Annotated in this window: 18 protein-coding genes; 14 read left to right on the forward strand and 4 right to left on the reverse strand. The window is 68.3% G+C overall.

Features of this window, described 5'->3' with window-relative positions; all coding sequences use genetic code 11:
• The first annotated feature begins 151 nt into the window (after positions 1–151).
• From J0P97_RS09840 to J0P97_RS09885, 10 genes are all read left to right on the forward strand, one after another.
• Positions 152–2008, forward strand: a complete 1857-nt coding sequence (locus J0P97_RS09840) for an ABC transporter substrate-binding protein (RefSeq protein WP_215487609.1) — start codon at positions 152–154, stop codon at positions 2006–2008.
• Positions 2009–2085: 77 nt separating this feature from the next.
• Positions 2086–3120 carry an ABC transporter permease gene (locus J0P97_RS09845; protein WP_282836945.1) on the forward strand — a complete coding sequence of 345 codons (1035 nt, stop codon included), beginning with the start codon at positions 2086–2088 and terminating at the stop codon, positions 3118–3120.
• On the forward strand, positions 3117–4034 hold the full coding sequence (locus J0P97_RS09850; RefSeq protein WP_215487610.1) for an ABC transporter permease: 918 nt from the start codon (positions 3117–3119) through the stop codon (positions 4032–4034). The genes J0P97_RS09845 and J0P97_RS09850 overlap by 4 nt, the downstream gene beginning before the upstream one ends.
• A gap of 2 nt (positions 4035–4036) precedes the next feature.
• Positions 4037–5698: a nickel ABC transporter ATP-binding protein NikE gene (gene nikE / locus J0P97_RS09855; RefSeq protein WP_215487611.1), complete on the forward strand. Its 1662-nt coding sequence runs from the start codon at positions 4037–4039 to the stop codon at positions 5696–5698.
• 77 nt (positions 5699–5775) lie between these two features.
• Complete coding sequence (locus J0P97_RS09860) at positions 5776–6672, forward strand: S66 peptidase family protein (RefSeq protein ID WP_215487712.1); 897 nt, start codon at positions 5776–5778, stop codon at positions 6670–6672.
• Positions 6669–7511 carry a serine hydrolase gene (locus J0P97_RS09865; protein WP_215487612.1) on the forward strand — a complete coding sequence of 281 codons (843 nt, stop codon included), beginning with the start codon at positions 6669–6671 and terminating at the stop codon, positions 7509–7511. Before J0P97_RS09860 ends, J0P97_RS09865 begins: the two co-directional genes overlap by 4 nt.
• Positions 7508–8578, forward strand: coding sequence for a C45 family autoproteolytic acyltransferase/hydrolase (locus J0P97_RS09870; RefSeq protein WP_308163538.1), 1071 nt, complete (start codon positions 7508–7510; stop codon positions 8576–8578). The genes J0P97_RS09865 and J0P97_RS09870 overlap by 4 nt, the downstream gene beginning before the upstream one ends.
• Positions 8575–9405, forward strand: a complete 831-nt coding sequence (locus tag J0P97_RS09875) for a serine hydrolase (protein ID WP_282836948.1) — start codon at positions 8575–8577, stop codon at positions 9403–9405. Before J0P97_RS09870 ends, J0P97_RS09875 begins: the two co-directional genes overlap by 4 nt.
• A gap of 32 nt (positions 9406–9437) precedes the next feature.
• Entirely contained in the window at positions 9438–10964 is a 1527-nt protein-coding gene (lysS, locus tag J0P97_RS09880) for a lysine--tRNA ligase (protein ID WP_215487614.1), read from the forward strand.
• Positions 10965–10981: 17 nt separating this feature from the next.
• Complete coding sequence (locus J0P97_RS09885) at positions 10982–11677, forward strand: LysE family translocator (RefSeq protein WP_215487615.1); 696 nt, start codon at positions 10982–10984, stop codon at positions 11675–11677.
• 38 nt (positions 11678–11715) lie between these two features.
• Here the strand turns inward: J0P97_RS09885 and J0P97_RS09890 are convergent, their stop codons facing one another.
• Positions 11716–12951, reverse strand: a complete 1236-nt coding sequence (locus J0P97_RS09890; RefSeq protein ID WP_215487616.1) for a DUF4192 family protein — start codon at positions 12949–12951, stop codon at positions 11716–11718.
• A gap of 106 nt (positions 12952–13057) precedes the next feature.
• On the opposite strand from J0P97_RS09890, the gene J0P97_RS09895 reads away from it, so the two are divergent.
• The 3 genes from J0P97_RS09895 (at position 13058) to J0P97_RS09905 (ending at position 15579) form a co-directional block, all read left to right on the forward strand.
• Positions 13058–13249: a hypothetical protein gene (locus J0P97_RS09895; protein ID WP_215487617.1), complete on the forward strand. Its 192-nt coding sequence runs from the start codon at positions 13058–13060 to the stop codon at positions 13247–13249.
• A gap of 50 nt (positions 13250–13299) precedes the next feature.
• A complete protein-coding gene (gene cls, locus J0P97_RS09900) occupies positions 13300–14760 on the forward strand; it encodes a cardiolipin synthase (RefSeq protein WP_215487618.1) in 1461 nt (486 codons plus the stop codon).
• A 75-nt stretch (positions 14761–14835) separates the two neighbouring features.
• A complete protein-coding gene (locus J0P97_RS09905) occupies positions 14836–15579 on the forward strand; it encodes a hypothetical protein (protein WP_246540199.1) in 744 nt (247 codons plus the stop codon).
• An 80-nt stretch (positions 15580–15659) separates the two neighbouring features.
• Here the strand turns inward: J0P97_RS09905 and J0P97_RS09910 are convergent, their stop codons facing one another.
• From J0P97_RS09910 to J0P97_RS09920, 3 genes are read right to left on the reverse strand one after another with little or no spacing between them, the layout of a single operon-like run.
• A complete protein-coding gene (locus J0P97_RS09910) occupies positions 15660–15938 on the reverse strand; it encodes a helix-turn-helix domain-containing protein (protein ID WP_215487619.1) in 279 nt (92 codons plus the stop codon).
• Complete coding sequence (locus J0P97_RS09915) at positions 15935–16693, reverse strand: hypothetical protein (protein WP_215487620.1); 759 nt, start codon at positions 16691–16693, stop codon at positions 15935–15937. Before J0P97_RS09915 ends, J0P97_RS09910 begins: the two co-directional genes overlap by 4 nt.
• Positions 16693–17292, reverse strand: a complete 600-nt coding sequence (locus J0P97_RS09920) for a hypothetical protein (RefSeq protein WP_215487621.1) — start codon at positions 17290–17292, stop codon at positions 16693–16695. Before J0P97_RS09920 ends, J0P97_RS09915 begins: the two co-directional genes overlap by 1 nt.
• A gap of 182 nt (positions 17293–17474) precedes the next feature.
• On the opposite strand from J0P97_RS09920, the gene J0P97_RS09925 reads away from it, so the two are divergent.
• The gene (locus tag J0P97_RS09925; protein ID WP_215487622.1) at positions 17475–20000 is read left to right on the forward strand and encodes an ATP-dependent Clp protease ATP-binding subunit; all 2526 of its coding nucleotides are present in this window, start codon (positions 17475–17477) and stop codon (positions 19998–20000) included.
• Positions 20001–20061: the final 61 nt, after the last annotated feature.

The following is a 20061-nucleotide window of genomic DNA, read 5'->3' on the forward strand; positions in this document are numbered from 1 at the left end:
GGGCGCCGCTTCCCGCCCTTGTGCTGTTTCGAGCATGTGAATATTCCAATGATGCGGAACGTAAAACCTTGTTACCCTCGCCTCCATCATGTTCACTGAAGGCAGTGATCAACGGGGCGGTGCACCGACCGCCCCCGGGAAAGGAACTGGAATGTCGACTCATCCCCGCGCCGGCCTGCGGCGAGCGTTGACGCTCGCCGTCGCCGCCGCCCTCATCGCGCTGCCCGTCGGCGCTGCGCATGCGGCTCCGTCTGCCGCAACGGTTCGGCCCGCCGCAGACGCGTCGGCCGACCCCACCTCCACCGCGTCGGCGACGACTCTTCGAATCGCGACGTCAGGGTACGTCGACTCCTTCAACCCCTTCACCTCCATCTATCTCCTGCCCACGAACCTCATCCGGTACATGTACGAGAACCTCGTGCAGAACGACCAGCAGGACGGCTCGCCCACGAAGGGGCTCGCCGACAAGTGGGAGACCGAGGACGGCGGCAAGAAATGGACGTACACCCTCCAGGACGGGCTCACGTGGTCCGACGGAGAGCCGATCACTGCGGCCGACGTCGTCTACACCTATGACCAGATGATGACCGTCCCCGAGCTCAGCGTCGCCAACGGGAACCTCGTGACGAACTTCGACACCGTCACCGCGACCGATGACAAGACCGTGGTCATCACCCTCAAGACACCCCAGGCTCCGAATCCGGGCAGCGAGATCCCGATCGTTCCCAAGCACGTGTGGGAGAAGGTCTCCGATCCGGCGACCTTCTCGAACGACAGCGATGTGGTCGGCTCCGGCTCGTTCCTACTCGAGGACTACAGCGCGAATCAGTCGATCACGCTGAAGGCCAACCCGGGGTTCTGGCGTGGTGCTCCGAAGATCGACCGCATCCAGTACATCTACTACACCAACTCGGACGCTCAGGTTCAGGCGCTGCGTGCCGGAGAGGTGGATTTCGTCACGGGATTGACGGCAACGCAGTTCGACGCGCTGCAGGGCGCGGACGGGATCACCACCCACTCCGGTGAAGGGCGCCGCTACAGCTCCTACGGCCTGAATGTCGGCATGAAGACGCGCGACGGCACCCCGTTCGGAACCGGCAACCCCGCCCTGACAGAGGTGGAGGTCCGTCAGGCGATCCGCCTCGGCACCGACACGAAAGCGCTGCTGAAGAACGTGCTGCAGGATCAGGGCGTGCTCGGTACGTCCTTCATCCCCGCATCCTTCGCGAAATGGACGCTGCCCGCCGACGACCCCGTCATCATGTCGTACGACCCCGACGCGGCGAAGACGAAGCTCGATGGCGCCGGGTGGAAGGAAGGCTCCGACGGCATCCGTGAGAAAGACGGCAAGCGACTGAGCCTGCGTCTGCTGGTGGATGCCGACGACGTCACCGAGCAGTCGGTCGCCGAGTACTTCGTGCCCTGGATGAAGGCCATCGGCATCGAGATCACGGTCGAATCGACGGACGGCGACACCATCAGCACACGGTCGCTGAAGGGCGACTACGACATCTACTACACCGGATGGTCCGTCAATCCGGACCCCGACTACCAGCTCGGCATCAACCTGTGCTCGAGCCTCCCCACCGGCACCGACGGTTCGGGCGGCACCACGCAGGACGGCTACTGCGATCCCGAGTTCGACGCGATGTACGCCCAGCAGCGCTCCGAGCTCGACGAGGATCAGCGTCAGCAGATCGTGCACGACATGCTGGCGATGAACTACACCGACACCGCTCAGATCGCCTTGTGGTACGGCAACAGCCTCGAGGCCTACCGTTCGGACCGGTTCACCGACTTCTCATTGCAGCCCGAGAAGGATGGGATCATCGCCAACCAGGCCGGCTATTGGGGCTATCTCACCGTCGCCCCGGTCGGGTCGTCATCCAGCGCGGACGCGGGCGTCAACCCGGGTCTCATCGTGCTCGGAGTGGTCGTCGTCCTCGCGATCATCATCGCGATCGTGATCGCTCTGGCGCGACGGCGCCGGGCAGGCGATCGAGAGTAGCCACACCCACCGCGTGCGCTGCCCGACCGACGTGGGCGGCGCACGCGGTGCGACTCGAGCAGGACAAGGAGAAACACGTGTCGGCAACAGTTCCCCCGACCGAGGCGGTGATCCTCGAAGAGGCCGGTCCGCGCGCCTCAGCGAGCAGTGCGCTCGCGTACCTCGGCGCCAAGGTGGGTGGCGCGGCGATCAGCCTCGTCATGGTCATCTTGCTGGGTTTCTTCGCATTCAAGATCCTGCCGGGTGACCCCGTCGCGCGTATCGCGCGAGAGCGACAGATGTCACCCGAGCAGATCGCGCAGCTGCGGGAGCAGCTCGGCCTGGACAAGCCGCTTCTGGAGCAGTTCTGGACCTACCTCGGCAACGTGTTCACCCTCAACTTCGGTGAGAGCTACGTCTACAAGCGCTCGGTGTCCGAGCTCATCGGCGAGTACTTCTGGAACACGATCCTCCTCACCGGCACATCCGCGATCATCGCCATCGCCCTCGGTCTCTGGCTCGGCCAGCGTGCCGGTTGGAAACACGGCAGCAGATTCGACAAGGTCACCTCGGGGGTCTCGCTCGTGCTGTGGTCGGTTCCGACCTTCTGGTTGGCGCTGATCCTCCTCATGATCTTCGGTGGAACGCTGCATTGGTTCCCCACCGGGGGAATGAGGTCGCCGGATGCTCCGGACGGCTTCGCGGGCATCCTGGATGTGGTTGCGCACATGGTCCTGCCGGTGATCACCATGGTCGCCGTGGTGTACGCGCAGTACGTGATGGTGATGCGCGCCTCGGTCGTGGAAGAGATGAACGCCGACTACATCACCACCGCTCGCGCGAAGGGCCTGCGCGACGACCTCGTCCGCACCCGGCACGTCGTGCCCAACGCGCTGCTGCCCACCGTGACGCTCGTGTTCATGCACATCGGGGGTCTCATCGCGGGCGCCGTCACCGTCGAAGCGGTCTTCTCCTGGCCGGGCCTGGGCAAGCTCACCTTCGAGGCGATCAGCGGTCCCGATCTGCCACTGCTGCAAGGCACCTTCGTCGTGTTCTCGGCGATCATCATCCTGATGAATCTGATCGCAGACCTCGTGTACAGACAGCTCGACCCGAGAGTGAGGCGCTCATGACATCCGCCGAGATCGCCTCCACCCGCTCGCCGCGAGCGATGGCCTGGCGTCGTCGCAGCGCCGCTTTCGCGGCATTCTGCCGAGAGTTCGCTCACCAGCGTGCCGGGATGGTCGGATTGGTCTTCCTCGCCGTGATCGTCGGGTTGGCACTGCTGGCGCCGGTGCTCGCTCCTTCGTGGATGCTCGATGTGACCCGTGTGATCGACAACCCGCGGTTCGCCCCGCCCTCATGGGCGCATCCCCTCGGCACAGACCACCAGGGTCGGGAGCTGTGGGTCCGGATGCTGTGGGGAGCGCGCGTCTCGCTCCTGGTCGCCTTCGCGGCGACGGCGATGTCGATGATTCTCGGGACCATCGTCGGTCTCGCGGCCGGGCACTTCACCGGCTGGACCGGCGGTCTGCTCATGCGGGTCATCGACTTCTTCCTCGTGCTGCCGTCGCTGATCCTCGCCATCGTCCTCGCGTCGGTGCTGAGTCGCGGCGTCTGGACGATCGTCATCGCCATCGGCTTGACCTCCTGGGCGGGAACCGCCCGTGTCGTCCGATCGCAGACGCTCTCGGTCGAGTCTCGCGACTACGTCGAGCGTTCTCGTGTGCTCGGTGCCGGCCACTGGCACATCATCGTCAAGCACCTGCTGCCCGCCGTGCTCCCGCTGGTGCTGGCGAACACGACGCTGACCGTTGGATCAGCGATCATCTCCGAGTCGACGCTGTCGTTCCTCGGCCTCGGCGACACGACGCAGCAGTCCTGGGGCGCCGTCCTCAAGAATTCCATGGACGTTTCTGCGGCCACCAGCGGGTACTGGTGGTACGTCCTCGTACCCGGAATCGCGATCGTGCTCGTGGTGCTCGCGTTCACGCTCGTCGGGCGAGCCGTCGAGACCATCGTCAATCCCACGCTGAGGAGTCGCTGAAGATGCCGGACCTGACGTTCGATGACGTCTCCATCACCTACCGCACGTCGGGGCGCAACGACCGCGGAGAGGTGGCGGCCGTGCGCGGCGTCACACTGACTCTCCCGTCGGGGCGCACCCTCGGGATCGCCGGGGAGTCGGGCTCCGGCAAGTCGACGCTCGCGATGAGCGTGCTACGGCTTCTGCCTCGGTCCGCGCGACTCGACGGGAGCGTGCGCATCGGCGACACCGACGTCGCCGATCTCACCTTCGGGGAGCTGCGTGCCGTGAGGTGGGCCGAGGCGTCGATCATCTTCCAGGGCGCCATGCATTCGCTGAACCCCGTGCGCACGGTCGGCGAGCAGATCCTCGAGGCGTTGGAGCTGCACGTGCGTGACACCTGGAAGACGGACAAAACGCGCAAGGCGAGGGTGGGGGAGCTGCTCCACTCGGTCGATCTGCCCGCCTCCAAGGCCGATGCATATCCGCACGAGCTCTCCGGCGGGCAGAAGCAGCGCGTGATGATCGCGATGGCGTTGGCGTGCGAGCCCGACATCGTCGTCGCCGATGAGCCGACGACGGCGCTGGATGTCATCGTGCAGAAGCAGATCCTCGACATGATCGGCCGTCTGGTGACCGAGCGCGGGATCTCGCTCCTGATGATCAGTCATGACCTCTCCGTGCTGGCGAGCGTGTGCGAGCGGATCGCCGTCATGCGGGGAGGTGAGCTCGTGGAGGTCGCCGACGCCGTGACCATCTGCACCGCACCCACGCATCCCTACACGCAGCAGCTCGCCGCGGCCTTCCCGGAGATCGGCGATCCGGAGTCGCGGATGAACCCCGCCACGACGCGTGAGCAGATCGCAGAACCCGACGGCAACGCGCTGCACGAGTATTCGCAGGCAGACGCGGACGTCGTGCTCGAAGCGCGCAGCCTCACGGTCACCTACCGGTCGCGCGGCGCCTGGCTGCGCGCAGTGCGCGACGTGGATCTCACCGTCCACCGCGGTGAGATCGTCGCGCTCGTCGGTCAGTCGGGATCCGGCAAGAGCACCCTGGCACGGACTCTCGTCGGTCTGCAGCAGCCCGACAACGGTTCGATCGTTCGATTCCGGGGCACCGACCTCCCCCATCGCGGTGCCGCGCTCCGCGATTTCCGTCGAGAGGTGCAGATGGTGCTGCAGGATCCGTCCGCCGCGCTCAATCCGAAGCTGAGCGTCTACGAATCCGTCGCCGAGGGATTGCGCGTGCAGCGCTTCCGCGGCGATGAGCGGGAGAGGGTCGCCCAAGCTCTCACCGACGCTGAGCTGACGCCCCCCGAGCACTACATGAACGCCATTCCGCAGGAGCTGTCGGGAGGGCAGCGGCAGCGCGTGGTCATCGCGGGCGCGCTTGCGGTCGGACCGCAGATGCTGGTGGCGGACGAGCCGGTCGCTTCACTGGATGCCTCGGCGCGGGGTGACATCCTCGCGCTGATCCTCTCGCTCCGTCGCCGATTGGGTCTGTCTGCACTCGTGATCACGCACGATCTCGGTCTCGCCTGGAACATCGCCGACACGGTCGCGGTGATGTACGAGGGCGAGATCGTGGAACACGGCCCGGCTGAGCAGGTCCTCCTGGACCCCCAGCATGACTACACCCGAACGCTGCTGTCCGCTGTCGCGGTGATCGAGCGTCGCTCGTGAGCGCGTGGGACCCCGGGGCGGTCGATCGGCATGCTTACCTCGATTCGGCGCCGTTGAAGCCGGGTGACCGCGTGGCGATGATCACCCCCTCCGGCCCCGGAAAGGCGGAGCAGATCGAGCAGGGGGTGCAGTATTACCGCGACTGGGGGTTGGAGGTCGTCGTGGGCGCTCACGTCCTCGAGCCGCATCCGCCGAGGGCGCCCTACCTCGCGGGCGTCGACGACAGCAGGCGGCGCGATCTCGTCGATGCGTGGCTCGACCCGGACATCGACGCCGTCATCGCCCTCGGCGGCGGCTATGGGGCGATGCGCCTGCTCGACGAGATCGACTGGGGCGTCCTGTCCTCCGCTGCCCTCCGCCGTGACGGCCGCCCCAAGCTGCTCACCGGCTCGTCCGACATCACCGCCCTCCATGAAGCGCTCCGCTTCCATGTGGGAGGCCCGACGCTCTTCTGCCCGATGGCGGGGAACCGCGTCTTCCTCGACTCGGCGGCGATACGCGACGACGTCCATCGATGGTTGTTCGAGCCGTGGCGCGGCCGTCGCATCTCCAAGCCCGCGACTGCTGTCCTCAGTCCGGGCCGCGCGCGAGGAACCGTGACGGGCGGCTGCCTGGCGCTGTTGGCCGGCGCGCTGGGATCGCCCGAGTCAACCGGGGATCACCGGGGCATCCTCATTCTCGAGGACGTCGACGAGGAGATCTATCGACTGGATGGCTTCCTGTTGGCCCTGCAGCGTGCTGGTCGTTTCGATCAGGCCACCGGCATCGCACTCGGTTCGTGGCAGGGCTGCACCCCGGTTGACGGCGTGCGCCCGCTCATGGACGAGTTCTTCGCCGACCGCGGCATCCCCGTCCTCGGTGACGTCGGGTTCGGTCACGATCCGCATGCCGTCAGCATGCCTCTCAATGTCGACGCGGAACTCGTCGCGGAAGAGGCATCGGCGTGGATCGAGATCGACGGGGGCGGCGCATGAGCGCGATCACCGTTCCGGTACTGGATGCACGCGTGCGGTGGTCGCTGCGTATCGTGGATGCCGATTCGGAGGAGATCCTCGCCGATCGCACCTCGGACCTGGTCTGCGAGACGGCCAGCATCGGGAAGGTCTTCCTGCTGATCGAAGTGGCCGCCCGCCTGGAATCGGGCGCACTCGCTGCCGGGCAGATCGTGGAGATCCCCGCGGAGCATCGCGTCGCAGACTCGGGACTGCTGTATCTCATGGAGAACCAGCGCCACTGCGTCGCAGACCTTGCGCTGCTGGTGGGAGCGGTGAGCGACAATCTGGCGACCAACGCGCTCATCGCCCTGTGCGGGCTGGATGCCGTCCGCGCGGTCGCCACGACACTGGGATACCGCGACACAAGCCTCCTCGACTACATCCGCAACGAACGACGCGAGGGGATGCCGTGGACACCGTCCTACGGAACCGGCGCTGAGCTGGCGGATCTCATGCGGAGGCTGGGCGCTGGTCTCATCGTCTCACCCGCGGTGAGCGCGCAGGTGATGGCGTGGCTCGCCGTCGATACGGACACGTCGATGGTGGCGTCGGCGTTCCTCCTGGATCCTCTTGCCCACACGGAACCGGAGTATGAAGGCATGGTGCTGAGGCATAAGACGGGCACGACATCGGTGACCCGGGTCGATGTGGGACATGTGCGTGGACCCCGGGCCGCTGTCGCCTACGCGGTGTGCGCCAACTGGCGGGGCGAGGAGGACGACCTCCGGGCCCCCGTCCTGGCTGCGATGCGCGAACTCGGGGAACAGATCCGACTCGTCGTGACGGGTCGCGCGCGAGACGTCGACGCGCTCGCGTGACTGTCTCGATCCAGCGTCCGGGTCCCGTTTCGGGACTGGAGTGGACCGTTCTCCGCGGAGACCGGAAGCATGTCATGCGCGCGCTCGGCGCCGAACACTCCGACCTCGTCCGCGCGCAGCGAGAGCGCAGCGACGGTGGCTGGGGAGAGAACGTGCGTCGTGCGCACGCCACCGCCGCGCGATTCGAAGACATCGTCGCCGCGACGACCGCTCGCCTGCCCCTCGAGGCGCAGGAGCTCGAGTGGATCGCTCAGGGTGCGGAGATCGACGTGGCGGAGCTGTGGGCGCAGAACCTGCGGGGCGATCTCGGCCGCGACGGCACGGGGTGCAGTGACGTCTCGTTCGCCACATCCGACGGGGTCGTGCTGGGTCACAACGAGGACGGGGATGGTGAGATGCGCGAGCTCATCCGCCTCATCACCCTCGACATCGTCGAAGACCCGGCGGTGACGCTCGTGTGGTACCCCGGAATGCTGCCGGCGAACTCGTTCGTGACGACCTCGGCCGGACTCGTGTTCGGCATGGATCATGTCCCGGTGGCCGTGGCCGACCGCGCAGGCTGCGGGCGACACTTCGTGGCGCGGCACGCGCAGCGCCAGCGAACGGGCATGGATGCGCGCAACGTCCTTACGCGCATCCCCTGCGCAGGAGGTTTCGCGTTCGACATGGCAGACGCGCCGGCGGGACGGGTCGATCTCATCGAGAGCGCGGCAGGTCGATGGGCGCACACTCCCGGTGCCCCGGGGGTGCCTCACCTGCACACGAATCATCTGCGCGCGATCGACGGCACGGAACCCGGGCTGGCCGTCGCCGACGATGACGCCTGGCTTGAGGAGAGCCGATCCCGATTGACCGCGCTCCGTCAGGCGTCGAGCCATGCGAGGACTGCGGGGGATGTGGTCGCCGCGCTGCGAGCCGAGGGGGTTCGGGGGCGCACCGATGATCTGTACACGTTCTCGACCGTCGTCGTCGACACGGGTTCGGACGAGATCGTCGTCCAGGGTCCTGGCGACGCGTGGCACGGCCGGTGGAGCGCTTTCACCCGTGGGGAGAAGGTGGACCTGTGACCCGCTCGTCGATGTTCTCCGGCCTCGAGGATCGCGTCGATGGTCTGGTCGTCTCCGCTTTCGCCGTCGACGTCGATTCGAACGCCGTTCTCTTCGAGCACGGCGCCGACGTCGTGCTGAACACAGCGAGCGTGGGCAAGGTCTTCCTGCTGCATCGGCTGCTCACTGAGGTCGACGCGGGCGTTCGATCGCTGGAGGATCGCGTCGCTCGCCGTCCCGTCGAGTGGATGGACAACTCCGGGCTCTGGTACCTCCTCCAGGCAGACGAGCTGTCGTTGTACGACGTCGCAGCCCTGATCGGCGCGGTCAGTGACAACGCCGCGACGAACACGCTGACGCGCGTGATCGGGCTCCCGGTCGTGCAGGAGCACACGCGCGCGTCAGGCTACCTCGCGTCGGGCCTGGACGACATCGTGCGGTGGCCGTTGCCGCCCGGCGCACCCCGCACCCTGTCGCATGCCACAGCGCGGGAGCTGGTGCGTTTCGTCGGACGAGCGGCGCGCGGTGACGATCTGACTGCGGCATCCGCCGACACGCTGCAGCGCTGGCTCGGCGCCGGGATGGATCTGTCCATGGTGGCGTCGGCGTTCGGACTCGATCCTCTCGCCCACTACTACTTCGACCGGGACATCTGGTTGTGGAACAAGACCGGCACCATCTCCACGGTTCGAGCCGATATGGGACTCGTCATGTCACCGACACGTCGCATCGCCTATGCGGTCCTCGTCAACTGGCCGGCAGGCATCCCTGCCCGTGACGAGGTGCTGGCGATGATGCGAACGGCGGGTGATTTGTTGCGCTCCGAGCTGGCCGTCCCACCCCGGTAGAATCGAGGGTCGAACCCGAGGAGCTCTTCGTCATGACCGATGCGCCTGTTGTCGCCCCCGTCGCAGAGACGCCCGACGAGGACGTCCACGAGCAGAAGGCGGTGCGCCTCGAGAAGCGGGAGCGGCTGCTCGCCGAGCGGGCGGACGCCGCGGGCGGCGCGTATCCCGTGGCCGTGCCGGTCACCGACACCATCGCGGCCCTGCGCGAGCGGTACGCCGACCTCGAGCCCGGAGCAGAGACCGGGGTCGTCGCCTCCGTCGCCGGACGCATCGTCTTCAGCCGGAACACCGGCAAGCTGTGCTTCGCCTCGCTGCAGGCCGGCGACGGGTCGCGAATCCAGGCCATGGTCTCCCTCGCGGAGGTGGGCGACGAGTCGCTGCAGGCGTGGAAGGACCTCGTCGATCTCGGCGACCACGTGTCGGTCACGGGGCAGGTGATCTCCAGCCGCCGCGGCGAGCTGTCGATCATGGTCTCGTCGTGGGCGATCGCGGCCAAGGCGCTGCTGCCCCTGCCGAACCTCCACTCGGATCTCTCCGAGGAATCGCGGGTGCGCTCGCGCTTCCTCGATCTGATCGTCCGAGACCAGGCGCGCGAGACGGTCGTCGCGCGCGCGAAGGTGAACGCCTCGCTCCGCCGCACCTTCACCGATCGCGGCTTCCTCGAAGTCGAGACCCCGATGCTCCAGGTGCAGCACGGCGGCGCGGCGGCGCGCCCGTTCGCCACGCGCTCGAACGCGTTCGACGCCGATCTGTTCCTGCGCATCGCCCCCGAGCTCTTCCTCAAGCGCGCCGTCGTCGGCGGCATCGACCGCGTCTACGAGATCAACCGCAACTTCCGCAACGAGGGTGCGGACTCGACGCACAGCCCCGAATTCGCGATGCTCGAGGCGTACGAGGCCTACAGCGACTACAACGCGATCGCCGATCTGACGCAGGATCTGATCCAGAACGCCGCCGTCGCCGTCTCCGGCTCGACCACCGTGACGTGGGCGGACGGGACCGAGTTCGACCTCGGCGGCGAATGGGATCGCATCTCGATGTACGACTCGCTCTCCGCCGCGGCCGGTCGTGCGATCACGCCGGAGACCGGCCTCGACGACCTCCGCGCGCTGGCGGCGGAGGTCGTCGTCGAGGTGCCGGAGAAAGTGGCGACGCACGGGAAGTACGTCGAGGAGCTCTGGGAGCACTTCGTGAAGGGGAGCCTGGAGCGGCCGACCTTCGTGATGGACTTCCCGCTCGACACGTCGCCCCTCGTCCGCGAGCACCGCACCATCGCCGGCGTCGTCGAGAAGTGGGATCTGTACGTCCGCGGCTTCGAGCTGGCGACCGGGTACTCCGAGCTCGTCGACCCGGTGATCCAGCGCGAGCGCTTCGTCGAGCAGGCGAAGCTCGCCGCGCGCGGCGACGACGAGGCGATGCGCGTCGATGAGGAGTTCCTGCGGGCGCTCGAGCACGGCATGCCCCCGACGGGCGGCATGGGCATGGGCATCGACCGTCTGCTGATGGCCATCACGGGCCTCGGCATCCGCGAGACGATCCTCTTCCCGCTCGTGAAGTAGCGGGGGACATCGCTCCGATGGCGTTCTCGCTGTGGCTGACGCTGCTCGCCGCATGCCTCGTGATCAGCTTCACCCCGGGGGCGGGCGCCATCAACACGATGGGCAACGCACTGAACTACGGGTTCCGGCGGGCGATCTGGGGCATCCTGGGCCAGCAGGCGGCGCTCAGCGTGCACATCGCAGTCGTGGCGCTCGGAGTCGGCGTCTTGGTCGCCTCGTCGCCCGTGCTGTTCGCGGTCATCCGCTATGCGGGTGCCGCCTACCTCGCGTACCTCGGCATCCGCCTCATCCTCCGCCGGCCCGCTCCGGAAGCCGAGGGGATCGAGGCATGGGAGGGAGCCGGGGACGCCGATGATGCGCCCGCTCCTGACGCGCTTGGACCTGGCGCGCCCGCCCCTGCCGTGCCGCTGGAGTCGCGTTGGTCGATGTTCCGGCGTGGCCTGTGGGTGAACCTCCTGAATCCGAAGGCGATCGTCTTCTTCCTGGCATTCCTGCCGCAGTTCATCCGGACGACCGACCCCCTGCTGCCGCAGTACGCGACCGTCGCCCTCACCGCGGTCGCGGTGGACATCGCCGTCATGTGGGGCTTCTTCGCCGTTGCGGCCCACGGTTTCCGCAGGTTCACCCGCACCCCTCGCGGCCAGCGGACGATCGACGTCGTCTTCGGCGCGCTCTTTCTCGCTGTTGCGGTGCTGCTCGCCGTCCTGCACTGACCGAGCGCCCGGCAGCGCCGTCATCCCGCCGCCCCGAATCAGCGCATCCGGAACGCCCAGTCGGGCAGATGCCCCGCGGCGGCGAACGACCGAACGATGTCGGCGAGACCGTGGTGGGGATCGAGGAAGAGAGCCATCGAGGCATACCGATCGGCGTGCGACGATCTGCCGAGGGCCCACGACAGCCAGGCGCACAGGGCCAGTGGCCCGGGCCGCTGGGCGGTCGGCAGAAGCGCTGCGACCTCGCGGACGAGCGCGAGAGCCCGTTCGATCCGCTCTGGATCGGGTCGCGGACCCTCCCCCCACATCACCGAGGCCAGATCGGCGGGATACTCCTCGCCGTCCTCCCACCGCCGCTGCGCCTCCATCGCCACATCGCCGCCGCCCTCGTCGGTCGCCCACTGGACGAGCGCGATGTCGCGCAGCGACGGGCGCTGCAGGCACCAGCCGAGCATGGCGGCGTGCATCGGCTCGTCGGACGGATGCCACGTCAGTGCCTGCTCGTACAGCGCGGGCAGATCGTCGAGCGCGCACGCGGCCTCGAGCGCCGCGGGGTCGATGCGGCCCACCCGTCCCCCGACGGCGGGGATGCCGCAGATCACCTCGAGGGAGGACCCGAGCGAGCGCAGGGCGACTCCGACCGCCTTCCGCGCGGCGCGCGGCACTGCGGGGAGCGCGGCGCCGGAGGACTGGTCCCCGTCGGGTGCCGGTCCGAGGTCCTCGGCGACCGGGTCGCCGGTGCCGAGCCCGGAGCGGCTCCGCTTCTGCGCGCCGCGCGAGCCGCTCACGACGGGCGCGCGCAGGCGCAGTTCGGTCAGTGGTCTGCCACCCGGCGGCAGGTCGGGATCGTCGTGCGATGCCCACCCGTCCGCTGCGACGGTCAGCGCATCGATCAGGCGCAGCCCGCAGGCATCCGCCTTCACGGCCAGTGCCGCGATCACCGTCGCGCCGGGCAGGTCGGCGGCGTCCGCGATCGACGCGTCGGTGTAGACGACCGCGACGAGCGCCTCCGCATCGGGGATGCGGCACAGCATGCCGACCGCACTGGAGGCGACGGCGTCGATCCTGCCCGCGGCGCCCTCCGGGGCCTCCGACGGCGCCGGGTGGGCCGAAACCGCCCCCGCCTCCGGCGGGAGGTCCATTCGCATCGCGCCGAGGCTGCGCCCGCCCGACATCGGGACGAGGACGAGGCTCCGGGTCGGCGTGAAGCCGAGCAGGCGCGGGACGAGGGAGAGGAATTGTGCCGCGTCGGCGGCTCTCACGGTGATCGACATGGCACGAGGGTGCGCGACGGCGTCACCGCGTGGGAGCGAGGCCCGGCATCCGTGGAGAGTCCGGGGGAGAACCCCGGTGTGAGCGAACTTCCGTACGATGGATGCCATGGACTCCTATTGGGCTGCTGTCGTCTGGTCGCTGCTGCCGACCGTGGTGGTTCTCGGGCTGTTCATCTTCGTGCTGCGATCGATCCTGCGCATGGACCGCACCGAGCGTCGCGTGTACTCGAAGATCGAGGCGGAGGAGCGCGCCAAGCGCGGTCTCGCTCAGGCCGACGGCGACCAGCGCGCGGCGTGAGTCCGCACCGCCCGATACGCTGATCCGGACCGATCAGCGAGGAGCCAGGCGTGGAAGAGACCGGATGGGCACTCGCCTGGGCACTCGTCGTCCTCGTGACCGACATCACCGTGCGCATCCTCGCGGTCATCTTCGTGCCGCGGAACCGCCGCCCGACCGCAGCAATGGCGTGGCTGCTGGCGATCTACTTCATTCCGATCGTCGGGGTCCTGCTCTTCCTCCTCATCGGGAACCCGCGCCTGCCCCGTAAGCGCCGTCGCAAGCAGGCTGCACTCAACGAGACGATCCGACGGATGAGCCATGGGCTCGACCTCGGAACACTCCGGCCGAATGCTCCGGACTGGTTCCGAGCCACGGTGCGACTCAACCGCAATCTCGGCGCCATGCCCATCTCGGGTGACAACGGCGCCACCCTCATCGCCGACTACCAGGGATCGATCGACGCGATGGCGGACGCGATCCGCGCGGCGACCGAATACGTCCACGTCGAGTTCTACATCCTGCAGGCCGATGAGACGACGGAGAGCTTCTTCGCGGCATTGGAGGACGCCACCAGCCGCGGCGTGAAGGTCCGCGTGCTCCTGGACCACTGGGCGAACCGCGGGAAGCCGTACTACAAGCGCACCCTCAAGCGGCTGACCGCGATGGGCGCCGATTGGCGCGTGATGCTCCCCGTCCAGCCGTTCCGCGGCGCGTACACGCGCCCCGATCTGCGCAATCACCGCAAGCTCCTCGTCGTCGACGGCCACATCGGGTTCACCGGCTCGCAGAACGTCACGGACTCGACCTACAACCTGCGCAAGAACATCCGGCGGGGCCTGCACTGGGTGGACATGATGACCCGCGTCGACGGGCCGGTCGTCGCCTCCATCAACGCCGTCTTCCTCAGCGACTGGTACAGCGAGACGGACGAGATCGTCGACGACATCGAGCTGTTCGACGTGACACCCGGATCGGGAGACCTGGACTGCCAGATCATCCCCTCGGGTCCGGGCTTCGAGTATCAGAACAACCTCAAGCTCTTCATGTCGCTGCTGTTCGCGGCGAAGGAGAAGCTCATCATCGTCTCGCCCTACTTCGTCCCCGACGAAGGACTCCTCCTCGCGATCCAGACCGCCTGCCAGCGCGGCGTCCACGTCGAGCTGTTCGTCTCCGAAGAGGGCGACCAGGCGATGGTCTACCACGCTCAGCGCAGCTACTACGAGGCGCTGCTGCGCGGCGGGGTCAAGATCTTCATGTACCGGAAGCCGTACATCCTGCACTCCAAGTCGATGTCGGTCGACGACGAGGTCGCCGTCATCGGGTCGAGCAACATGGACATGCGCTCGTTCGGTCTCAACCTCGAGATCTCGCTTCTCGTGCGCGGCGAGGAGTACGTGCAGCAGCTGCGCCACGTCGAGGACGAGTACCGGGCCTTCAGCCGGGAGCTCACCCTCGAGGAGTGGAAGAAGCAGCCCCTGCGCTCCACCGTTCTCGACAACCTCGCCCGACTCACCTCGGCACTGCAATGAGACGATTCCCCCGCCGTCGACACTGTCCGAGTGGATGCCACGACACCGGCATCCCCAACGTCCGAGGATGACATCATGACCACCGCCCGCCGCACTGCCTCTCTTCTCACCCTGATCGGCGCCGGCGCGCTGCTGCTCGCCGGCTGCGCCTCCGGCTCGACCGCCGGCGTCACCCCTTCCGGTTCCGGCTCCGCCGCCGCTCCCGCCGCGTCGGGCTCGGAGCTCGAGCTCGAGGCCGGATGGCTCGACGGCGGGCGCCAGATCGGGCTCGTGACGTGGGGGTCCTCGACCTGCGTCCCGATGGCCGGTGACGTCGCGCTGCAGGCGGACGGGTCGGTCGCGGTGACGTTGCAGGCCATCGATGCGGCGACGGTCTGCACGGCCGACTACGCCCCGCGCGTGACCCTCGTGCCGGTGCCCGAGGGCGTCGACCCGACGAAGGACCTCGACCTCGTCGTCACCGACGCGAACGGCGCCCGCGGCGAGACCGACCTCGACGGCGTCGCAGGCCTCGCCGCCGGCGGACAGACCGACTACGCGCCCAGCGCGGGATGGGCGGGCGACGACCTCATCGCGATCCTCACCTGGGGCTCGTCCTCGTGCGCTCCGCGCGTGCAGGATGTCGCGGCAGCGGATGCCACGCACGTCACCGTCACCTTCGCCGACCTCGCCGACAAGGCCTGCACGATGGACATGGCCCCCCGCGCCACCCTCGCCGCGGTCAGCGGCCTCGACGTGGACGACACGGGCGCCTCGCTCACCCTCTCCGGCGGCGACGCCCAGTTCGCGACCCCCGTCACCGTCCCCATCGTCGGCTGAGGCGGGCGCTCGGTTCGGAGGCGCCGTGATGGGGATGCCTCGGCATCCCGCCCGCACATCGACGGCTCCGAACGGGTGATTCAGTCGCCCGAGCCGCCCGGGTCGCCCACGGTGTCCGCGGTGTCCGCGGTGTCCGCGCGGACGAGGAGCTCGCCGACCTCGCAATCGAGCGCGCGGCAGATCGCCGAGAGGGTCGAGTAGCGGATCGCGCGCGCTCGATCGTTCTTCAGGATCGACAGGTTCACGACCGAGACGCCGACCCGCTCGCTCAGCTGAGTGAGGGTCATGCCGCGCGCGGCGAGCAGTTCGTCGAGGCGGCAGTGGATGCCGCTCGGCCCCTCGTCCTCCGCGGGTGTCACACGAGCCCCTCGGTGTCGCGCTGCAGGCGCATCCCGTCGCGCAGGATCGCCGCGAGGGCCGCGAACCCGAATCCGGCGGCGATCGGCCAGAAGGGCAGGGCGATCTCGTAGCCGGGCTGCGGCCACCACGCGTGCAGAGCATCCTCGATGCCCGGGACATCCGGATACTCCGCCCCCGACCAGCGCAGGAGCTCGCCGGCCGCGATGGTTCCTGCGATATCGCCGAGGATCTGAGCGGCAACGCCCCCGAGGGCGACGACGGCGGCGGTGATCCCCGCGCCGCGCGCCAGAAGCGGCGTGAAGGGGTGGCCCGCGCGCAGCCGGAACGCGGCCACGGCGACGAGGGCGGCGATCGTGCCCGGCACGATGCACCACAGCGCCTGGCTCAGCGCCCAAAGGACGCGGGCCGTCATCGACAGGTGCAGCAGGGTGACATCGGCGCTGACGAAGCCGCCCTGCTCGAGGGTCGCGGTCGGGCCCTCGAGCGTCGTGCCTTCGGGCAGTTGCGGCCAGAACGTCCGCACCGGAATCGTCATCGTGACGGCCGGCGCCAGCAGCGTCGTGAGGATGAGGTACACCGCGGCGACACCGGAGATGACCGCCCAGGCGAGGGCGATCCACCCGGCTGCGCGGACGGTCGCGCCCCCGCGGTCCGCATCCGCGGAGCCACGCCGCGGCGCTCGCGCGATCACGGCGACGAGCAAGACCACGCCCGCCGCCGCCAGCGCGGTCATCGTCAGGGCCACGGCGTCCATCACACGAGCCCTTCGGTGTCGCGCTGCAGGCGCATGCCCGCAGCGATGACGTAGGCGAGGGCGAGCAGGCCGAATCCGGCCACGACCGGCAGGATGTCGAAGGTGAACCCGGTGACGAGCCCCGGAACGGCGTCGTCGAGCTCGGACGCCGCCATCATCTGGCCGAGCCCGCGCACGCCCTGGGTGAGCAGGCTCCCGAACGCGAGCCCGCACGCGGCGAGCAGCACTGCGGGCCGGACGATCCGGTGGAACGGCTTGCCCCGCAGGATCCGCTCGAGCACCAGCCCACTGCCGACGAGGACCGCGGCGATCGTGACCGCCTGCACGATGTCCGCGCCGGCGAGCATCCACACCGTGCCGGGGGAGAGGGCGTCGCTGCGCACCGTCACGGTCTCCGCGACGGCCGACGCGATCCCCGCGCCGTGCTCGACCGGGATCTCGGCGAGGAGCGTCGCGGGGTACCGCTCGGGGGCGATCACGCGGAACAGGCCCTGGATGAGGCCGTTCGCCGCCCACCAGGCGCCGAAGAAGAACGTGGCGAGATAGACGGCGAAAGCCGCGCTCCGATCCCAGCGGGACATCAGGCTCGACGCATCCATACCCATCTCCATATCGATAATCGTTGTTATCGATAGACGATATGTATCGAGATGCCGCGCTGTCAAGAGCATCATCGGCGCCCTGTCACGTCACGCCGACGGCGAACACGGGCATACCGGCTTCCATCCCTGGTTAGCCTCTACGTAAGGCGCCAGAAGACTCGTCGCCGCAAGGAGCTGACATGTTCGAGAGATTCACGGACCGTGCCCGTCGTGTGGTCGTCCTCGCCCAAGAAGAGGCGAAGATGCTCAACCACAACTACATCGGCACCGAGCACATCCTGCTCGGTCTCATCCATGAGGGCGAGGGCGTCGCCGCCAAGGCGCTCGAGAGCCTGGGGATCTCGCTGGACGCTGTCCGCGAGCAGGTCCAGGACATCATCGGCCAGGGTCAGCAGCAGCCGACCGGCCACATCCCCTTCACGCCGCGTGCGAAGAAGGTGCTCGAGCTGTCGTTGCGCGAAGCGCTGCAGCTCGGTCACAACTACATCGGCACCGAGCACATCCTGCTCGGCCTGATCCGAGAGGGCGAGGGCGTCGCCGCACAGGTGCTCGTCAAGCTCGGCGCCGACCTCAACAAGGTGCGCCAGCAGGTCATCCAGCTGCTGAGTGGATACCAGGGCAAGGAGCCCGCGGGTGTCGCCTCCGGCGCCGGCGAGCAGACCCAGGCCTCCGCCCAGGGCGGCTCGGCCGTGCTCGACCAGTTCGGTCGGAACCTGACGCAGGCCGCGCGCGACAACAAGCTCGACCCCGTCATCGGGCGCGAGAAGGAGATCGAGCGCGTGATGCAGATCCTGTCGCGCCGCTCGAAGAACAACCCCGTCCTCATCGGTGAGCCCGGCGTCGGCAAGACCGCCGTCGTCGAGGGTCTCGCGCAGGCGATCGTGAAGAACGACGTCCCCGAGACGCTGAAGGACAAGCAGGTCTACTCGCTCGACCTCGGCTCGCTCATCGCCGGTTCCCGCTACCGCGGCGACTTCGAGGAGCGCCTGAAGAAGGTCACCAAGGAGATCCGCACGCGCGGCGACATCATCGTCTTCATCGACGAGATCCACACCCTCGTGGGTGCGGGCGCCGCTGAGGGCGCGATCGACGCGGCATCCATCCTCAAGCCGCTCCTCGCCCGCGGCGAGCTGCAGACGATCGGCGCGACGACCCTCGACGAGTACCGCAAGCACTTCGAGAAGGATGCCGCGCTCGAGCGCCGCTTCCAGCCGATCCAGGTGGCCGAGCCGAGCCTTCCCCACGCGATCAACATCCTCAAGGGGCTGCGCGACCGCTACGAGGCGCACCACAAGGTGCAGATCACCGACGGGGCGATCGTCGCGGCGGCGAACCTCGCCGACCGCTACATCAGCGACCGGTTCCTGCCCGACAAGGCCATCGACCTGATCGACGAGGCCGGCGCGCGCCTGCGCCTCTCGATCCTCTCGAGCCCGCCGGAGCTGCGCGAATTCGACGAGAAGATCGCCAAGGTCCGCGAGGACAAGGAGATCGCCAGCGAGGAGCAGGACTTCGAGAAGGCCGCGTCGCTGCGCGACGAGGAGAAGTCCCTGCTCGCCGAGCGTCTGCGCCTCGAGAAGCAGTGGCGCTCGGGCGACGTCGCGACCCACGCGGTCGTCGATGAGGGCCTGATCGCCGAGGTGCTCGCGCAGGCCACCGGCATCCCCGTCTTCAAGCTCACCGAAGAGGAGACCAGCCGTCTCGTCTTCATGGAGAAGGCGCTGCACCAGCGCGTCATCGGGCAGGAGGAGGCCATCGCGGCGCTCTCCCGCACGATCCGTCGTCAGCGTGCCGGCCTCAAGGACCCGAAGCGCCCCTCGGGCTCGTTCATCTTCGCCGGCCCCACGGGCGTCGGAAAGACCGAGCTCGCCAAGGCGCTCGCCGAGTTCCTCTTCGACGACGAGGGCGCACTGATCTCGCTCGACATGAGCGAGTTCGGTGAGAAGCACACGGTCTCTCGCCTGTTCGGTGCCCCTCCCGGATTCGTCGGCTTCGAAGAGGGCGGCCAGCTCACCGAGAAGGTGCGCCGCAAGCCGTTCTCCGTCGTCCTGTTCGACGAGATCGAGAAGGCTCACCCGGACATCTTCAACTCGCTGCTGCAGATCCTCGAAGAGGGTCGCCTGACCGACGGTCAGGGCCGCGTCGTCGACTTCAAGAACACGGTCATCATCATGACCACCAACCTCGGTTCGCAGGCCATCGCCGGCGGTCCGGTCGGGTTCCAGGTCGAGGGCAACGCGCAGACGACGTACGAGCGGATGAAGGGCAAGGTCGACGAGGAGCTCAAGCGCCACTTCAAGCCCGAGTTCCTCAACCGCGTCGACGATGTCATCGTCTTCCCGCAGCTGAACAAGGACGAGCTCCGTCAGATCGTCGGGCTGTTCACCAAGCGTCTCTCCGAGCGCCTGCTGGACCGCGACATGACGGTGGAGCTGTCGGATGCCGCCAAGGACAAGCTCATCGAGATCGGGTTCGACCCGACGCTCGGTGCCCGTCCTCTGCGCCGCGCCATGCAGCGCGAGGTCGAGGACCAGCTGTCCGAGCGCATCCTGCACGGCGAGCTGAACCCCGGCGACCACGTCAAGGTGGATGCCGAGAACGGGAAGTTCGTCTTCGAGCACGGGCCGCGCGGCGAGAAGGTCGCGGTCGGCGTCGGCGCGGCGGGCGCCATCGAGGCCACCCCGGACATCGTCGCGGGGGGCTGAGAGCTCCTCGACGCTCCGGCGAGCTCAGGCCCGGAACAGAGGTCGGAAGAGGGGGCGGATG

Source organism: Microbacterium flavum (genome assembly GCF_018717645.1).
In the GTDB taxonomy this organism is placed as follows: domain Bacteria; phylum Actinomycetota; class Actinomycetes; order Actinomycetales; family Microbacteriaceae; genus Microbacterium; species Microbacterium flavum.

What these genes read in the sequence shown, in the direction of transcription:
- J0P97_RS09920 (WP_215487621.1), bottom strand. Translation starts at nt 17,292, where the DNA reads ATGGATGCGTCGAGCCTGATGTCCCGCTGGGATCGGAGCGCGGCTTTC.
- J0P97_RS09865 (WP_215487612.1), top strand. Translation starts at nt 6,669, where the DNA reads ATGAGCGCGATCACCGTTCCGGTACTGGATGCACGCGTGCGGTGGTCG.
- J0P97_RS09925 (WP_215487622.1), top strand. Translation starts at nt 17,475, where the DNA reads ATGTTCGAGAGATTCACGGACCGTGCCCGTCGTGTGGTCGTCCTCGCC.
- lysS (WP_215487614.1), top strand. Translation starts at nt 9,438, where the DNA reads ATGACCGATGCGCCTGTTGTCGCCCCCGTCGCAGAGACGCCCGACGAG.
- J0P97_RS09840 (WP_215487609.1), top strand. Translation starts at nt 152, where the DNA reads ATGTCGACTCATCCCCGCGCCGGCCTGCGGCGAGCGTTGACGCTCGCC.
- nikE (WP_215487611.1), top strand. Translation starts at nt 4,037, where the DNA reads ATGCCGGACCTGACGTTCGATGACGTCTCCATCACCTACCGCACGTCG.
- J0P97_RS09915 (WP_215487620.1), bottom strand. Translation starts at nt 16,693, where the DNA reads ATGGACGCCGTGGCCCTGACGATGACCGCGCTGGCGGCGGCGGGCGTG.
- J0P97_RS09860 (WP_215487712.1), top strand. Translation starts at nt 5,776, where the DNA reads ATGATCACCCCCTCCGGCCCCGGAAAGGCGGAGCAGATCGAGCAGGGG.
- J0P97_RS09850 (WP_215487610.1), top strand. Translation starts at nt 3,117, where the DNA reads ATGACATCCGCCGAGATCGCCTCCACCCGCTCGCCGCGAGCGATGGCC.
- J0P97_RS09885 (WP_215487615.1), top strand. Translation starts at nt 10,982, where the DNA reads ATGGCGTTCTCGCTGTGGCTGACGCTGCTCGCCGCATGCCTCGTGATC.
- J0P97_RS09905 (WP_246540199.1), top strand. Translation starts at nt 14,836, where the DNA reads ATGACCACCGCCCGCCGCACTGCCTCTCTTCTCACCCTGATCGGCGCC.
- J0P97_RS09890 (WP_215487616.1), bottom strand. Translation starts at nt 12,951, where the DNA reads ATGTCGATCACCGTGAGAGCCGCCGACGCGGCACAATTCCTCTCCCTC.
- J0P97_RS09895 (WP_215487617.1), top strand. Translation starts at nt 13,058, where the DNA reads ATGGACTCCTATTGGGCTGCTGTCGTCTGGTCGCTGCTGCCGACCGTG.